At 73.3% G+C, this 14,261-nt stretch carries 5 protein-coding genes; all 5 read left to right on the forward strand.

From position 1 onward, the window contains the following. The first annotated feature begins 46 nt into the window (after window positions 1-46). The 5 genes from pchE to PSPA7_RS04200 are packed head-to-tail and all read left to right on the forward strand — an operon-like array spanning window position 47 to window position 14,259. Window positions 47-4,357 carry a pyochelin non-ribosomal peptide synthetase PchE gene (gene pchE / locus PSPA7_RS04180; protein ID WP_012074236.1) on the forward strand — a complete coding sequence of 1,437 codons (4,311 nt, stop codon included), beginning with the start codon at window positions 47-49 and terminating at the stop codon, window positions 4,355-4,357. Continuing rightward, a complete protein-coding gene (pchF, locus tag PSPA7_RS04185) occupies window positions 4,354-9,783 on the forward strand; it encodes a pyochelin non-ribosomal peptide synthetase PchF (RefSeq protein ID WP_012074237.1) in 5,430 nt (1,809 codons plus the stop codon). The genes pchE and pchF overlap by 4 nt, the downstream gene beginning before the upstream one ends. Further along, entirely contained in the window at window positions 9,780-10,829 is a 1,050-nt protein-coding gene (gene pchG / locus PSPA7_RS04190) for a pyochelin biosynthesis thiazoline reductase PchG (protein ID WP_012074238.1), read from the forward strand. The genes pchF and pchG overlap by 4 nt, the downstream gene beginning before the upstream one ends. Next, a complete protein-coding gene (locus PSPA7_RS04195) occupies window positions 10,826-12,538 on the forward strand; it encodes an ABC transporter ATP-binding protein (protein WP_012074239.1) in 1,713 nt (570 codons plus the stop codon). The genes pchG and PSPA7_RS04195 overlap by 4 nt, the downstream gene beginning before the upstream one ends. Further along, entirely contained in the window at window positions 12,535-14,259 is a 1,725-nt protein-coding gene (locus tag PSPA7_RS04200; protein WP_012074240.1) for an ATP-binding cassette domain-containing protein, read from the forward strand. Before PSPA7_RS04195 ends, PSPA7_RS04200 begins: the two co-directional genes overlap by 4 nt. Window positions 14,260-14,261 lie beyond the last annotated feature (2 nt).

Genomic DNA, 14,261 nt, shown 5'->3' on the forward strand with positions numbered 1-14,261 from the left:
CCAGTAACTGGCGGCCGACCTCCGATGCTTGCCCTAGGGAGCCCCCATGGATCTGCCCCCCGATTCCCGTACCGCCCTGCGCGACTGGCTGGCCGAGCAGCTCGCCGAATTGCTTGGCGAACCGCTCGACGACGTGCGCGCCCTGGCCGACGACGACGATCTGCTGGGTTGCGGCCTCGATTCGATTCGCCTGATGTACCTGCAGGAGCGCGTGCGGGCACGCGGCTTGGCGGTGGATTTCGCCCAGTTGGCGCAGCGACCGAGCCTGGGCGCCTGGCTCGAGCTGCTGGCCGGCGCGGCGCCGCTCGGGGTTCCGCCCGCGGTGGCCGCGCCGCTGGCGCATGACCGGCCATTCGAATTGTCGTCCGTGCAGCAGGCCTACTGGCTGGGGCGCGGCGCCGACGAGGTGCTGGGCAACATCAGTTGCCACGCGTTCCTCGAATTCCGCGCTCGCGACCTCGACCCGCAGCGCCTGGCCGCGGCGGCGGAGTGCGTGCGCCAGCGACATCCGATGCTGCGCGCGCGCTTTTTCGACGGCCTGCAGCAGGTCCTCGCTGCGCCGCCGCTGCCGTGCTTCGACCTGCAGGACTGGCGCGCGCGGCAAACCGACGAAGCCGAGCACGACTGGCGGGCGCTGCGCGAGTGGCGCGCCCATGAATGCCTGGCGGTGGAGCGCGGCCAGGTGTTCCTGCTCGGGCTGGTGCGCATGCCGGGCGGCGAGGACCGCCTCTGGCTGAGCCTCGACCTGCTTGCCGCCGATGTCGAAAGCCTGCGCCTGCTGCTCGCCGAGCTGGGCGCCGCCTATGTCGCGCCGGAACGCCTGGCGGAACCGCCGGCGCTGCATTTCGCCGACTACCTGGCGTGCCGTGCGGCGCAACGCGCCGAGGCCTCGGCGCGGGCCCGCGATTACTGGCTGGAACGCCTGCCGCACCTGCCGGACGCGCCGGCCCTGCCGCTGGCCTGCGCGCCGCAAAGCATCCGCCAGCCGCGCACCCGGCGCCTCGCCTTCCAGCTTTCCGCCGGCGAGAGCCGGCGCCTGGAGCGTCTCGCGGCGCAGCATGGCGTGACCTTGTCCTGCGTGTTCGGCTGCGCCTTCGCGCTGGTCCTGGCGCGCTGGAGCGAAACCCCGGAGTTTCTCCTCAACGTACCGCTGTTCGATCGGCATGCCGACGACCCGCGTATCGGCGAAGTGATCGCCGACTTCACCACCCTGTTGCTGCTGGAGTGCCGGATGCAGGCCGGGGTGTCCTTCGCCGAGGCGGTGAAGGGCTTCCAGCGCACCCTCCACGGCGCCATCGACCATGCCGCCTTCCCCGCCCTCGAAGTGCTGCGCGAGGCACGCCGGCAGGGCCAGCCGCGTTCGGCGCCGGTGGTGTTCGCCAGCAACCTGGGCGAGGAAGGCTTCGTCCCGGCGGCGTTCCGCGAAGTCTTCGGCGATCTCCACGACATGCTCTCGCAGACCCCGCAGGTCTGGCTCGACCACCAGCTCTACCGGGTGGGCGACGGTATCCTGCTGGCCTGGGACAGCGTCGTCGGCGTGTTCCCCGAAGGCCTGCCGGAAACCATGTTCGAAGCCTACGTGGGATTGCTCCAGCGTCTCTGCGACAGCGCCTGGGAGCAGCCCGCCGAGCTGCCGCTGCCCTGGGCGCAGCAGGCGCGCCGGGCCGCGCTCAACGGCCAGCCGGCATGCGCCACGGCGCGCACCCTGCATCGAGACTTCTTCCTTCGTGCCGCCGAGGCGCCGGATGCCGACGCGCTGCTCTATCGCGACCGACGTGTCACTCGCGGCGAACTGGCCGAGCATGCGCTGCGCATCGCCGGCGGCCTGCGCGAGGCCGGGGTACGCCCTGGCGACGCGGTCGAGGTCAGCCTGCCGCGCGGGCCGCAGCAGGTCGCGGCGGTATTCGGCGTGCTCGCCGCCGGCGCCTGCTACGTGCCGCTGGACATCGACCAGCCGCCCGCACGGCGGCGCCTGATCGAAGAGGCCGCCGGGGTATGCCTGGCGATCACCGAGGAGGACGATCCGCAAGCCTTGCCGCCGCGCCTGGACCTCCAGCGCCTGCTGCGCGGCCCGGCGCTGGCCGCCCCCGTGCCGCTGGCGCCGCAGGCGAGCGCCTATGTGATCTACACCTCGGGTTCCACCGGGGTGCCGAAGGGCGTCGAGGTCAGCCACGCGGCGGCGATCAATACCATCGACGCGCTGCTCGACCTGCTGCGGGTGGACGCATCGGATCGCTTGCTGGCGGTCTCCGCGCTGGACTTCGATCTGTCGGTCTTCGACCTGTTCGGCGGCCTCGGCGCCGGTGCCAGCCTGGTCCTGCCGACCCAGGAACAGGCGCGCGACGCCGCCGCCTGGGCGGAGGCCATCCAGCGGCACGCGGTGAGCCTGTGGAACTCGGCGCCGGCCCTGCTGGAGATGGCCCTCAGCCTGCCGGCGAGCCAGGCCGACTACCGCAGTCTGCGGGCGGTGCTGCTGTCCGGCGACTGGGTGGCCCTGGACCTGCCCGCCCGGCTGCGCCCGCGCGGCTCCAGCGAGTGCCGCCTGCATGTGCTCGGCGGCGCCACCGAAGCGGGTATCTGGTCGAATCTGCAGAGCGTCGATACGGTGCCGCCGCACTGGCGTTCGATTCCCTACGGCCGGCCGTTGCCGGGACAGGCCTACCGGGTGGTCGACGCGCACGGGCGCGACGTGCCGGACCTGGTGGTCGGCGAACTGTGGATCGGCGGCGCCAGCCTGGCCCGTGGCTATCGCAACGACCCCGAGCTCAGCGCCCGGCGTTTCGTCCACGATGCCCAGGGCCGCTGGTATCGCACCGGCGATCGCGGGCGCTACTGGGGGGACGGCACCCTGGAATTCCTCGGCCGGGTCGACCAGCAGGTGAAAGTGCGCGGCCAGCGCATCGAGTTGGGCGAGGTGGAGGCCGCGCTGTGCGCCCAGGCCGGCGTGGAAAGCGCCTGCGCGGCGGTGCTCGGCGGTGGCGTGGCGAGCCTCGGCGCGGTGCTGGTAGCGCGCCTGGCGCCACGGGCCGAAGGCTCCATGGAGCTGCCGGCCGCACAGCCTTTCGCCGGCCTGGCAGAGGCCGAGGCGGTACTCACCCGGGAGATCCTCGGCGCGCTGCTGGAGGCGCCGCTGGAGCTCGACGACGGTTTGCGCCGGCGCTGGCTGGACTGGCTGGCGGACTCCGCCGCCAGCGCGCTGCCGCCGCTCGACGAGGCGTTGCGCCGGCTCGGCTGGCAGGCCGCGGGGCTGACCGCGATGGGCAACGCCTTGCGCGGCCTGCTCGCCGGCGAACAGGCGCCGGCCGCGCTGCTCCTCGATCCCTGGCTGGCGCCGCAGGCGGTGGCCGCGCGCTTGCCGGACGGCCGCGAGGCCCTGGCGCGCCTGCTCGAGGCGTTACCGACGCCGGCTGCCGGCGAACGCCTGCGGGTGGCGGTGCTGGACACCCGCGCCGGGCTCTGGCTCGACCAGGGCATGGCCTCGCTGCTTCGTCCGGGGCTGGAACTGACCCTCTTCGAACGCAGCCGCGTCCTCCTCGACGCCGCCGCCACCCGCCTGCCGGAGCGGATCGCGGTGCAGGCGCTGGACGACGGCCTGCTACCTGCCGAGCACCTCGGTCGCTACGACCGGGTGATCAGCTTCGCCGCGTTGCACGCCTACGACGCCAGCCGCGATGGCCTGGCGCTGGCCGCGGCGTTGCTGCGCCCGCAGGGCCGCCTGCTGCTGGTCGACCTGCTGCGCGAGTCGCCGCTGGCGTTGCTCGGTGCGGCCCTGCTCGACGACCGGCCGCTGCGCCTGGCGGAACTGCCGAGCCTGTTGGCCGATCTCGCCGCTGCGGGACTGGCGCCGCGTTGCCTGTGGCGCAGCGAACGGATCGCCCTGGTCGAGGCGCTGGCGCCGGGGCTCGGGCTCGACGCCGCCGCGCTCCAGGCCGGACTGGAGCAACGCCTGCCCCAGGCGATGCGGCCCGAACGCCTGTGGTGCCTGCCAAGCCTGCCGTTGAACGGCAATGGCAAGGTCGACCGTCGCCGCCTGGCCGGGAGCATGACCCGCGCGCTCGGCGAGTGTCGCGACGAGCCCTCGGCGGAGGAGCCGCTGGAAGCCCATGAGCAGGCGCTGGCCGACTGCTGGGAAGCGGTTCTCAAACGCCCGGTGCGTCGTCGCGAGGCGAGCTTCTTCAGCCTCGGCGGCGACAGCCTGCTGGCGACCCGCCTGCTGGCCGGCATACGCGAGCGTTTCGGCGTACGCCTGGGCATGGCCGATTTCTATCGCCAGCCGACCCTGGCCGGGCTCGCCCGCCACTTGCAGGCGCAGACCGACGAAATCGAGGAAACCCAACTGGAAGAGGGCGTGCTATGAGCCTCGGCGAACTGCTGGAAACCTGCCGCCGCCGGCGCATCGAACTCTGGAGCGAGGCGGGCCGCCTGCGCTATCGCGCCCCCCAGGGCGCCCTCGACGCCGGCCTCGCCGAGCGCCTGCGGGCCGAGCGCGAGGCCTTGCTGGAACACTTGGAAGGCGGCCCTGGCTGGCGCGCCGAGTCCGAGCTGGCCCACCAGCGTTTCCCGCTGACCCCGGTGCAGGCCGCCTACGTGCTGGGCCGCCAGGCGGCCTTCGACTACGGTGGCAACGCCTGCCAGCTGTACGCCGAGTACGACTGGCCGGCGGACACCGATCCGGCGCGCCTGGAGGCGGCCTGGAACGCCATGGTCGCGCGCCACCCGATGCTGCGCGCGGTGATCGAGGACAACGCCTGGCAGCGCGTCCTGCCCGAGGTGCCCTGGCAGCGGCTGACCGTGCATGCCTGCGCGGAGCTCGACGAAGCCGGTTTCCAGGCGCACCTGGAGCGGGTCCGCGAACGCCTCGACCACGCCTGCGCGGCGCTCGACCAGTGGCCGGTCCTGCGCCCCGAGCTGAGTATCGGCCGGGATGCCTGCGTACTGCACTGTGCGGTGGATTTCACCCTGGTCGACTACGCCAGCCTGCAACTGCTGCTTGGCGAATGGCGCCGCCGCTATCTCGATCCGCAATGGACGGCGGAACCGCTGGAGGCGACCTTCCGCGACTATGTCGGGGTCGAGCAGCGTCGACGCCAGTCGCCGGCCTGGCAGCGCGACCGCGACTGGTGGCTGGCACGCCTCGACGCGCTGCCGGGGCGTCCCGACCTGCCGCTGCGGGCGCAGCCGGACACGCGCTCCACGCGCTTCCGGCACTTCCACGCGCGCCTCGACGAGGCCGCCTGGCAGGCGCTCGGCGCGCGCGCCGGCGAACACGGCCTGAGCGCTGCCGGCGTGGCCCTGGCGGCCTTCGCCGAGACCATCGGTCGCTGGAGCCAGGCACCGGCGTTCTGTCTCAACCTGACGGTACTCAACCGGCCGCCGCTGCATCCGCAGCTGGCGCAGGTGCTCGGTGACTTCACCGCGCTCAGCCTGCTGGCGGTGGACAGCCGCCACGGCGAGAGTTTCGTCGAGCGCGCCCGGCGCATCGGCGAGCAGATGTTCGACGACCTCGACCACCCGAGCTTCAGCGGCGTCGACCTGCTGCGCGAACTGGCGCGCCGGCGCGGTCGCGGCGCCGACCTGATGCCGGTGGTGTTCACCAGCGGCATCGGCAGCGTGCAACGCCTGCTCGGCGATGGCGAGGCGCCGTGCGCGCCACGCTACATGATCAGCCAGACCCCGCAGGTCTGGCTGGACTGCCAGGTCACCGACCAGTTCGGCGGCCTGGAGATCGGCTGGGACGTACGCCTGGGGTTGTTCCCCGAGGGCCAGGCGGAGGCCATGTTCGACGACTTCGTCGGGCTGCTCCGGCGCCTGGCGCAGAGCCCGCGCGCCTGGACCGACGGCGATGCCACGGAACCCGTCGAGGCGCCGCCGCAGGCGTTGCCCGGCAGCGCCCGGAGCATCGCCGCCGGTTTCGCCGAGCGTGCCCTGCTGACCCCCGACGCCACGGTGATCCACGATGCCGCCGGCAGCTACAGCTACCGCCAGGTCGCCCAGCATGCCAGCGCCTTGCGCCGGGCCCTGGAAGCGCACGGCGCGGGCCGTGGCCGACGGGTCGCGGTGATGCTGCCGAAAAGCGCCGCGCAACTGGTCGCGGTGCTCGGCATCCTCCAGGCCGGCGCCGCCTATGTGCCGGTGGACATCCGCCAGCCGCCGCTGCGTCGCCAGGCGATCCTCGCCAGCGCCGAAGTGGTCGCGCTGGTCTGCCTGGAAAGCGATGTCCCGGACGCCGGCTGCGCCTGCGTGGCCATCGACCGGCTGGCCGCCGACAGCGACTGGCCGCCGCCGCCCGCGGCGGAGGTGGCGGCGGACGACCTCGCCTACGTGATCTACACCTCCGGCTCCACCGGCACGCCCAAGGGCGTGATGCTCAGCCATGCGGCGGTATGCAACACCCTGCTCGACATCAACCAGCGCTACGGCGTCGATGCCAACGACCGCCTCCTCGGCCTCGCCGAGCTGAGCTTCGACCTCTCGGTCTACGATTTCTTCGGCGCCACCGCGGCGGGGGCCCAGGTGATCCTGCCGGACCCGGCGCGCGGCAGCGATCCGTCGCACTGGGCGGACCTGCTGGAACGCCACGCCATCACCCTGTGGAACTCGGTGCCGGCCCAGGGGCAGATGCTCATCGATTACCTGGAGAGCGAGCCGCAACGCCACCTGCCGGGACCGCGCTGCGTGCTCTGGTCCGGCGACTGGATTCCGGTCAGCCTGCCGACCCGCTGGTGGCGGCGCTGGCCGGACAGCGCGCTGTTCAGCCTGGGCGGCGCCACCGAGGCGGCGATCTGGTCGATCGAGCAGCCGATCCGCCCGCAGCACACCGAGCTGGCCAGCATTCCTTATGGCCGTGCCCTGCGCGGGCAGAGCGTGGAAGTCCTGGATGCCCGCGGGCGACGCTGCCCGCCGGGCGTGCGCGGCGAGATCCACATCGGCGGGGTGGGCCTGGCGCTCGGCTACGCCGGCGATCCGCAGCGCACCGCCGAACGCTTCGTCCGTCATCCCGATGGGCGCCGCCTGTATCGCACCGGCGACCTCGGCCGCTACCTGGCCGACGGCAGCATCGAGTTCCTCGGCCGCGAGGACGACCAGGTGAAGATTCGCGGCCACCGCATCGAACTGGCCGAACTGGACGCCGCGCTGTGCGCCCATCCGCAGGTCAACCTGGCGGCCACCGTGGTGCTCGGCGAGACCCACGAGCGCAGCCTGGCCAGTTTCGTCACCCTGCATGCGTCGGCGGAGGCTGGCGAGGATCCGCGTACGGCGCTCGACGCGGTGCGCCAGCGGGCGGCCCAGGCGTTGCGCCGCGACTGGGGCAGCGAGGAGGACATCGCCGCGGCGGTGGCCGCCCTCGACCGCGCCTGCCTCGCCTCGTTGGCCGCCTGGCTGGCCGGCAGCGGGCTGTTCGCCAGCGCGACGCCGCTGGATTTCGCCACCCTCTGCCAGCGCCTGGGTATCGCCGAGAAGCGCCAGCGCCTGCTGCGCCACTGGTTGCGCCAGTTGGAGGAGGGCGGCTACCTGCGCGCCGGGGGTGACGGCTGGCTGGGCTGCGCCGAGCGTCCCGCGCAGAGTCCGGAGGACGCCTGGGCGGCGTTCGCCGGCTGCGCGCCGGAGGCGCTCTGGCCGGCCGAGCTGGTCGCCTACCTGCGCGATAGCGCGCAATCCCTCGGCGAGCAACTGGCCGGGCGGATCAGCCCCGCGGCTCTGATGTTCCCGCAGGGCTCGGCGCGCATCGCCGAGGCCATGTACAGCCAGGGCCTGCATGCCCAGGCGCTGCACGCGGCGATGGCCGAGGCCATTGCCGCGATCGTCGAGCGCCAGCCGCAACGGCGCTGGCGCCTGCTGGAGCTGGGCGCCGGTACCGCCGCCGCCAGCCGCGCGGTGATTGCCCGGTTGGCGCCGCTGGTGCAGCGAGGGGTGGAGGTGGACTACCTGTTCACCGACGTTTCCAGCTACTTCCTCGCCGCCGCCCGCGAGCGCTTCGCCGACCAGCCGTGGGTACGCTTCGGCCGCTTCGACATGAACGGCGATCTCCTCGACCAGGGCGTGGCGCCGCACTCGGTGGATATCCTGCTCAGCTCCGGGGCGCTGAACAACGCGCTGGACACCCCGGCGCTGCTGGCCGGTCTGCGCGAGTTGCTGGGCGCAGACGCCTGGCTGGTGATCCAGGAACTGACGCGCGAGCACAACGAGATCAGCGTCAGCCAGAGCCTGATGATGGAAAACCCGCGCGACCTCCGCGACGAGCGCCGGCAACTGTTCGTCCACACCGGGCAATGGCTGGAGTGGCTGGCGGGACAGAGCGGCGACCTGGCTTGCGGCGTGGTCCCGCCCGGCAGCGCTCTCGACCTGCTTGGCTACGATGTCCTGCTGGCCCGCTGCAAGACCGACCGCGCCCGCCTGGAGCCGGCCGAGCTGCTGGCCTTCGTCGAATCGCGGGTGCCGCGCTACATGCTCCCGGCGCAGTTGCGCGTGCTCGAACGCCTGCCGGTCACCGGCAACGGCAAGATCGACCGCAAGGCCCTGACCGGCTTTGCCCGCCAGCCCCAGGCGGACCTTCGGCGTGGCGTCGCGCAGGCGCCGGCCGACGAACTGGAGAATGCGCTGCTGGCGCTCTGGCGCGAGGTGCTGGACAACCCGTCGCTGGGTGTCGAGCAAGACTTCTTCGCCGCCGGCGGCGACTCGCTGTTGATCGCCCAGTTGATCGCCCGCTTGCGCGAACGCCTGGAAAACGCCCGCCGACATCCGTTCGATCGCCTGCTGCGCTGGGCGCTCAGCCAGCCGACCCCGCGCGGCCTGGCCGAGCGCCTGCGCGGCGCGCCGGAAGAGGGCCGCGGGCCAGCCCTGGCAGCGTCGCGCGGCGTCGCCCCGGTGCACGCCGGCCTGTCGCGCGCACCGCTCGCCGAGGGGGCGGTGGCGCTCGATCCGCTGGTGCGCCTGGTGCCCGGCGAGGGCGTGCCGCGGGTGCTGGTCCACGAAGGCCTCGGTACGCTGCTGCCGTACCGCCCGCTGCTTCGCGCCCTGGGTGAGGGGCGGCCGTTGCTGGGGCTGGCCGTGCATGACAGCGACGCCTACCTGGCGATCCCCGCCGAGCATCTCAACGCCTGCCTCGGCCGCCGCTACGCCGAGGCGCTCCACGGCGCCGGGCTGCGCGAGGTCGACCTGCTCGGCTACTGCTCCGGCGGGCTGGTCGCCCTGGAGACCGCCAAGTCCCTGGTCCAGCGCGGGGTGCGCGTACGCCAGCTGGATATCGTCTCCAGCTACCGGATTCCCTACCGGGTGGACGACGAGCGCCTGCTGTTGTTCAGCTTCGCCGCCACATTGGGCCTGGATACCGCGACGCTCGGCTTCCCCGCGCCGGAGCGTCTTGGCCAGGCGGTGCAGGCGGCGCTCGCGCAGACACCGGAACGTCTGGGCGCCGAGGCGCTGGCGGGGCTACCGGGCCTGGCCGATCTCGTCGCCCTGCGCGGCCGCGTGCTGCAGGCGGCCAGCGGTAGCGCCGACGCCGCCAGCGTCGAGCGCGACACCCTCTACCGCCTGTTCTGCCACTCGGTGCGTGCCAGCCAGGCCGAGGCGCCGGAGCCCTACGTCGGCGCCCTGCGGCTGTTCGTGCCGGACGCCGGCAACCCATTGGTGCCGCGCTATGCCGAGGCCCTGGCGAACCACTGGCGGACCGTCGCGCTCGGCGCGTGCGGCATCCACGAGGTGCCCGGCGGGCACTTCGACTGCCTGGGCGAGGCCCTGGCGCAATCCCTGTCCCAACCCATGCCAGAGGAGGCGAGTCGATGAGCGACGTCCGTTCCGTGGTGGTCGCCGGTTCCCGGTTCGGCCAGTTCTATGCCGCCGGCGTCGCCGCCGATCCACGCTTCGTCCTGCGCGGCATCCTTGGCCAGGGCAGCCGGCGTTCGCGGGCGCTGGCCGAGCGTCTCGGGGTGGAGTCCTGGCGCGAGGTCGAGGCGCTGCCGGACGATGTCCGCCTGGCCTGCGTCGCGGTCGGCGGCGCGGCGCGCGGCGAGCAGGGCCCGGCGCTGGCCGAGGCGCTGATGGCGCGTGGCATCGACGTGCTGATCGAGCATCCGTTGCTGCCGCGCGAATGGCAGGACCTGCTGCGCAGCGCCGAGCGCCTGGGCCGGCGCTGCCTGCTCAACACCTTCTATCCGCAGTTGCCGGCGGTGGCGCGTTTCATCGAACTGGGCCGCCAGTTGCACCGCCGGCGCGGCATCCGCCACCTGGACGCGGCCTGCGGGGTGCAGGTCGGTTTCGCCACCCTGGACATCCTCGCCGCGTTGCTGGAGGGCGTCGGCCCCTGGTCGCTGGAATCGCCATCGAGCGACCTGTCGGCGATGCGCGGATTATCCCTGGTGCTGGCGGAAGTGCCGTTGAGCCTGCACGTGCTCAACGAACTGGCGGCCGCCGACGACGGGCGCATGACCCTGTTGCAGCGCGTCAGCCTGACCACCGACCGTGGCACGTTGAGCCTGCTCAGCCCCCATGGCCCATTGTTGTGGACGCCTGCGGTGGCGGTACCGGCCGAGGATGACGACGGCCTGTTCGCGCTGTTCGACGAGATACCCGGTGAACCGCTGCCCAGCGCCCAGCTCTGGTATGCCGAACCGTGCAACTGGGCCCAGGTGCACCAGCGCCTGTGGCCGGCGGCGGCGGCCGAGGCGCTGGCGCTGCTCGCCGACGGCGACGCGGTGCGCCGGCGCAACCAGCGCAGCCTGGAGGTCGCCGCCCTGTGGCAGCGGATCGGCGAGCGCCTCGGTTTCCCCGGGGCGCCGCCGGCATCGCTGGCGCCGGCGAGCCTGGAACAGGTGCTGGAGCAAGCCTCGTGACCCCGGTGCTGTGGCGCCTGCTGCGCGCCTATCGCTGGCGGATGGTGGCGGCCATGGGTTTACAGGCCCTGGCCGGGCTCTGCTCGCTGTTGCCCTGGATGCTTCTCGCCTGGCTCGCCGAGCCGCTGGCGCGCGGTCAGGCGCAGCCGGCGCTGCTGGCCCTGGTGCTGCTGGCGGTGCTGGCCTGGCTGGGCTGCCAGGCGTTGGCCGCGCACCTGGCCCACCGGGTCGACGCGGATCTCTGCAACGACTTGCGCCTGCGCCTGCTGGCGCACCTGCAACGGCTGCCGCTGGACTGGTTCGGCCGCCAGGGCCCGGACGGCGTGGCGCGCCTGGTGGAGCAGGACGTGCGGGCCCTGCACCAACTGATCGCGCACGCTCCCAACGATCTCAGCAACCTGCTGGTGGTGCCGCTGGTCGCGCTGCTCTGGCTGGCCTGGCTGCAACCCTGGCTGTTGCTGTTCTGCCTGCTGCCGCTGGTACTGGCCGTCGCCGGCTTCCTGCTGCTGCGCTCGGCGCGCTACCGCGAGCAGGTGCTGCGGCGCAACGCGGCGCTGGAGGCGCTCTCGGCGGAATACGGCGAGTTCGCCCACAACCTGCTGCTCGCCCGGCAGTACCCCGGGGCCGGCGTGCAGCGGGGTGTCGAGGCCGCGGCGGCGGACTTCGGCGCGGCGTTCGGCGCCTGGGTGGCGCGGGTCGGGCATCTCGCCGCGCTGGTCTACGTGCAACTGTCGACGCCCTGGCTGCTGGCCTGGATCCTGCTCGGCGCGCTGGCCCTGGACGCCCTCGGCATGCCCCTGGCGCTCGGCCAGGCCTGCGCCTTCCTGCTCCTGTTGCGGGCGCTGGCGGCGCCGGTGCAGGCCCTCGGCCACGGCGGCGACGCCTTGATCAGCGCACGCGCCGCCGCCGAGCGCCTGCAACAGGTGTTCGACCAGCCGCCGCTGGAGGAGGGACGATGCGCCACCGAGCCTGCCGACGGTTCGGTCTCGCTGCGTGGCCTTGGCCACGCCTACGACGACCGCGAGGTCCTCGCCGACATCGAGCTGGAACTGGCCGACGGCAGCCTGGTGGCCTTGGTCGGCCCTTCGGGTTCCGGCAAGAGCACCCTGCTGCACCTGTTGGCGCGCCACATGGACGCGACACGCGGCGAACTGCGGGTCGGCGGCGTGGCGCTGCGGGACATGCCTTCGGCCATGCGCCACCGGCATCTCGCGCTGGTCGGCCAGCAGGCGGCGGCGCTGGAGATCTCCCTGGCCGACAACATCGCCCTGCTGCGTCCCGCTGCCGATCTTCAGGAGATTCGCCAGGCGGCCCGTGACGCCTGCCTCGACGAGCGCATCATGGCCCTGCCGCGCGGCTATGACAGCGTGCCGGGACGCGACCTGCAACTGTCCGGCGGCGAACTGCAACGCCTGGCCCTGGCCCGTGCGCTGCTATCGCCGGCGCGCCTGTTGCTGCTCGACGAGCCGACCTCGGCGCTGGATCCGCGGACCGCCCGGCAAGTGCTGCGCAACCTGCGCGAGCGCGGCGGCGGCCGGACCCGGGTGATCGTCGCCCATCGCCTGGCCGAAGTCAGCGATGCCGACCTGATCCTGGTGCTGGCCGACGGTCGTCTGGTCGAACGCGGCGAGCATGCGGCGCTGTTGGCGGCGGACGGTACCTATGCGCGCTTGTGGCGCGAACAGAGCGGCACGGAGGTGACGGCATGAACCTGTTCGAACGAATGCGCGCGCTGCCCGAGGAGTGCCGTGCCGCGTTGCGCCGGGCGAGCGCCTGGGCGGTCCTGGCGGCGCTGCTGGACGCCGCCTGCGGCGTATTGCTGGTGCCGCTGGTCGAGGCCTGGTTCGCCGAAGGCGCGTTGCCCTGGCGCTGGCTCGCCGCGTTGCTCGGCCTGAGCCTGGCGCAGGCGCTGGTGCAATACCTGGCCCTGCGTCGCGGTTTCGCCGCCGGCGGCTCGCTGGCGGCCGGGCTGGTGCGCAGCCTGGTGGCGCGCTTGCCGCGCCTGGCGCCGCCGGCGCTGCGCCGGGTCGCGCCGGCCGAAGGCCTGCTGCGCGGTCCGGTGCTGCAGGCGATGGGCATCCCGGCGCACCTGCTGGGGCCGCTGATCGCCGCGTTGGTGACGCCGCTCGGGGTGATCCTCGGGCTGTTCCTGATCGACCCGTCCATCGCCCTCGGCCTGCTCGTCGCCAGTGCCGCCCTCGCCGCGCTGCTGCGCTGGAGCGGGCGGCGCAACCTGGCGGCGGAGGATGCCCGGTTGGCCGCCGAGCGCGACGCCGCGCGGCAGTTGCAGGCGTTCGCCGAACGCCAGCCGCTGCTGCGCGCGGCGCAGCGCGAAAGTGTCGCCCGCCAGGGCCTGGAAGAGGCCTTGCGCAGTCTCCATCGCAGCACCCTGGAACTGTTGCGGCGCAGCCTGCCCAGTGGGCTCGGCTTCGCCCTGGCGGTGCAGGCGGCGTTCGCCTTCGCCCTGCTCGGCGGCGCCTGGGCGGTGGAGCGGCAATGGCTGGACGGCGCGCGACTGGTGGCGGTGCTGGTGCTGCTGGTGCGCTTCATCGAGCCGCTGGCCCAGCTCACCCATCTCGACCAGGCGTTGCGCGGCGCCTGGCAGGCGCTGGACAGCCTGCTGCGGGTGTTCGCCCTGGCTCCGCTGCGCAGCCCCGAGCCGGGCGAGCGGCCGCACGACGCCAGCCTGGCGGCCGAGGCCGTGGAATTGCGTCTGGAAGATGGCCGCGCCTTGCTTGAGGACATTTCCCTGAGGCTGGAGCCGGGTACGCTGAACGTCCTCGTCGGCCCCTCCGGGGCCGGCAAGAGCAGCCTGCTGGCGCTGCTCGGGCGGCTCCACGACGCCGACGGCGGGCGCGTCCTGCTGGGTGGCGTGGATGTCCGCCGGTTGAGCGAAACGGCCCTCGCCGCCAGTCGCAACCTGGTATTCCAGGACAACGGCCTGTTCCGCGGCAGCGTCGCCTGGAACCTGCGCATGGCGCGACCCGACGCCGATCTCCAGGCGCTCCGGGAGGTGGCGCGGGCGGTTGGCCTGCTGGAAGAGATCGAGGCCTGGCCGCAGGGCTGGGACAGCGATGTCGGCCCCGGCGGCGCGCTGCTTTCCGGCGGCCAGCGGCAGCGCCTGTGCCTGGCGCGCGGCCTGCTTTCGACGGCGCCGCTGCTGCTGCTCGACGAACCCACCGCGAGCCTCGATGCCGCCAGCGAGGCGCAGGTGCTGCGCAGCCTGCTCGGGTTGCGTGGCCGCCGCACCCTGCTGGTAGTGACCCATCGCCCGGCGCTGGCGCGCCTCGCCGACCAGGTGCTGGTGCTGGAGGAGGGCCGCCTGCGCGCGCGCGGCGAGCATGCCGGGCTGAGTGCCGGCGATGCCTGGTACGCCGCTTTCGCCGGCGCGGCGGCGGGGGAAAGTTCCACGTCCGCCGTGGATCGATAGAG

The organism is Pseudomonas paraeruginosa PA7 (genome assembly GCF_000017205.1).
Taxonomy (GTDB): Bacteria; Pseudomonadota; Gammaproteobacteria; order Pseudomonadales; family Pseudomonadaceae; genus Pseudomonas; species Pseudomonas paraeruginosa.

Bases quoted from the DNA above. Each gene is read 5' to 3' on its own strand.
- pchE (WP_012074236.1), top strand. From the start codon at position 47: ATGGATCTGCCCCCCGATTCCCGTACCGCCCTGCGCGACTGGCTGGCC.
- pchF (WP_012074237.1), top strand. From the start codon at position 4,354: ATGAGCCTCGGCGAACTGCTGGAAACCTGCCGCCGCCGGCGCATCGAA.
- pchG (WP_012074238.1), top strand. From the start codon at position 9,780: ATGAGCGACGTCCGTTCCGTGGTGGTCGCCGGTTCCCGGTTCGGCCAG.
- PSPA7_RS04200 (WP_012074240.1), top strand. From the start codon at position 12,535: ATGAACCTGTTCGAACGAATGCGCGCGCTGCCCGAGGAGTGCCGTGCC.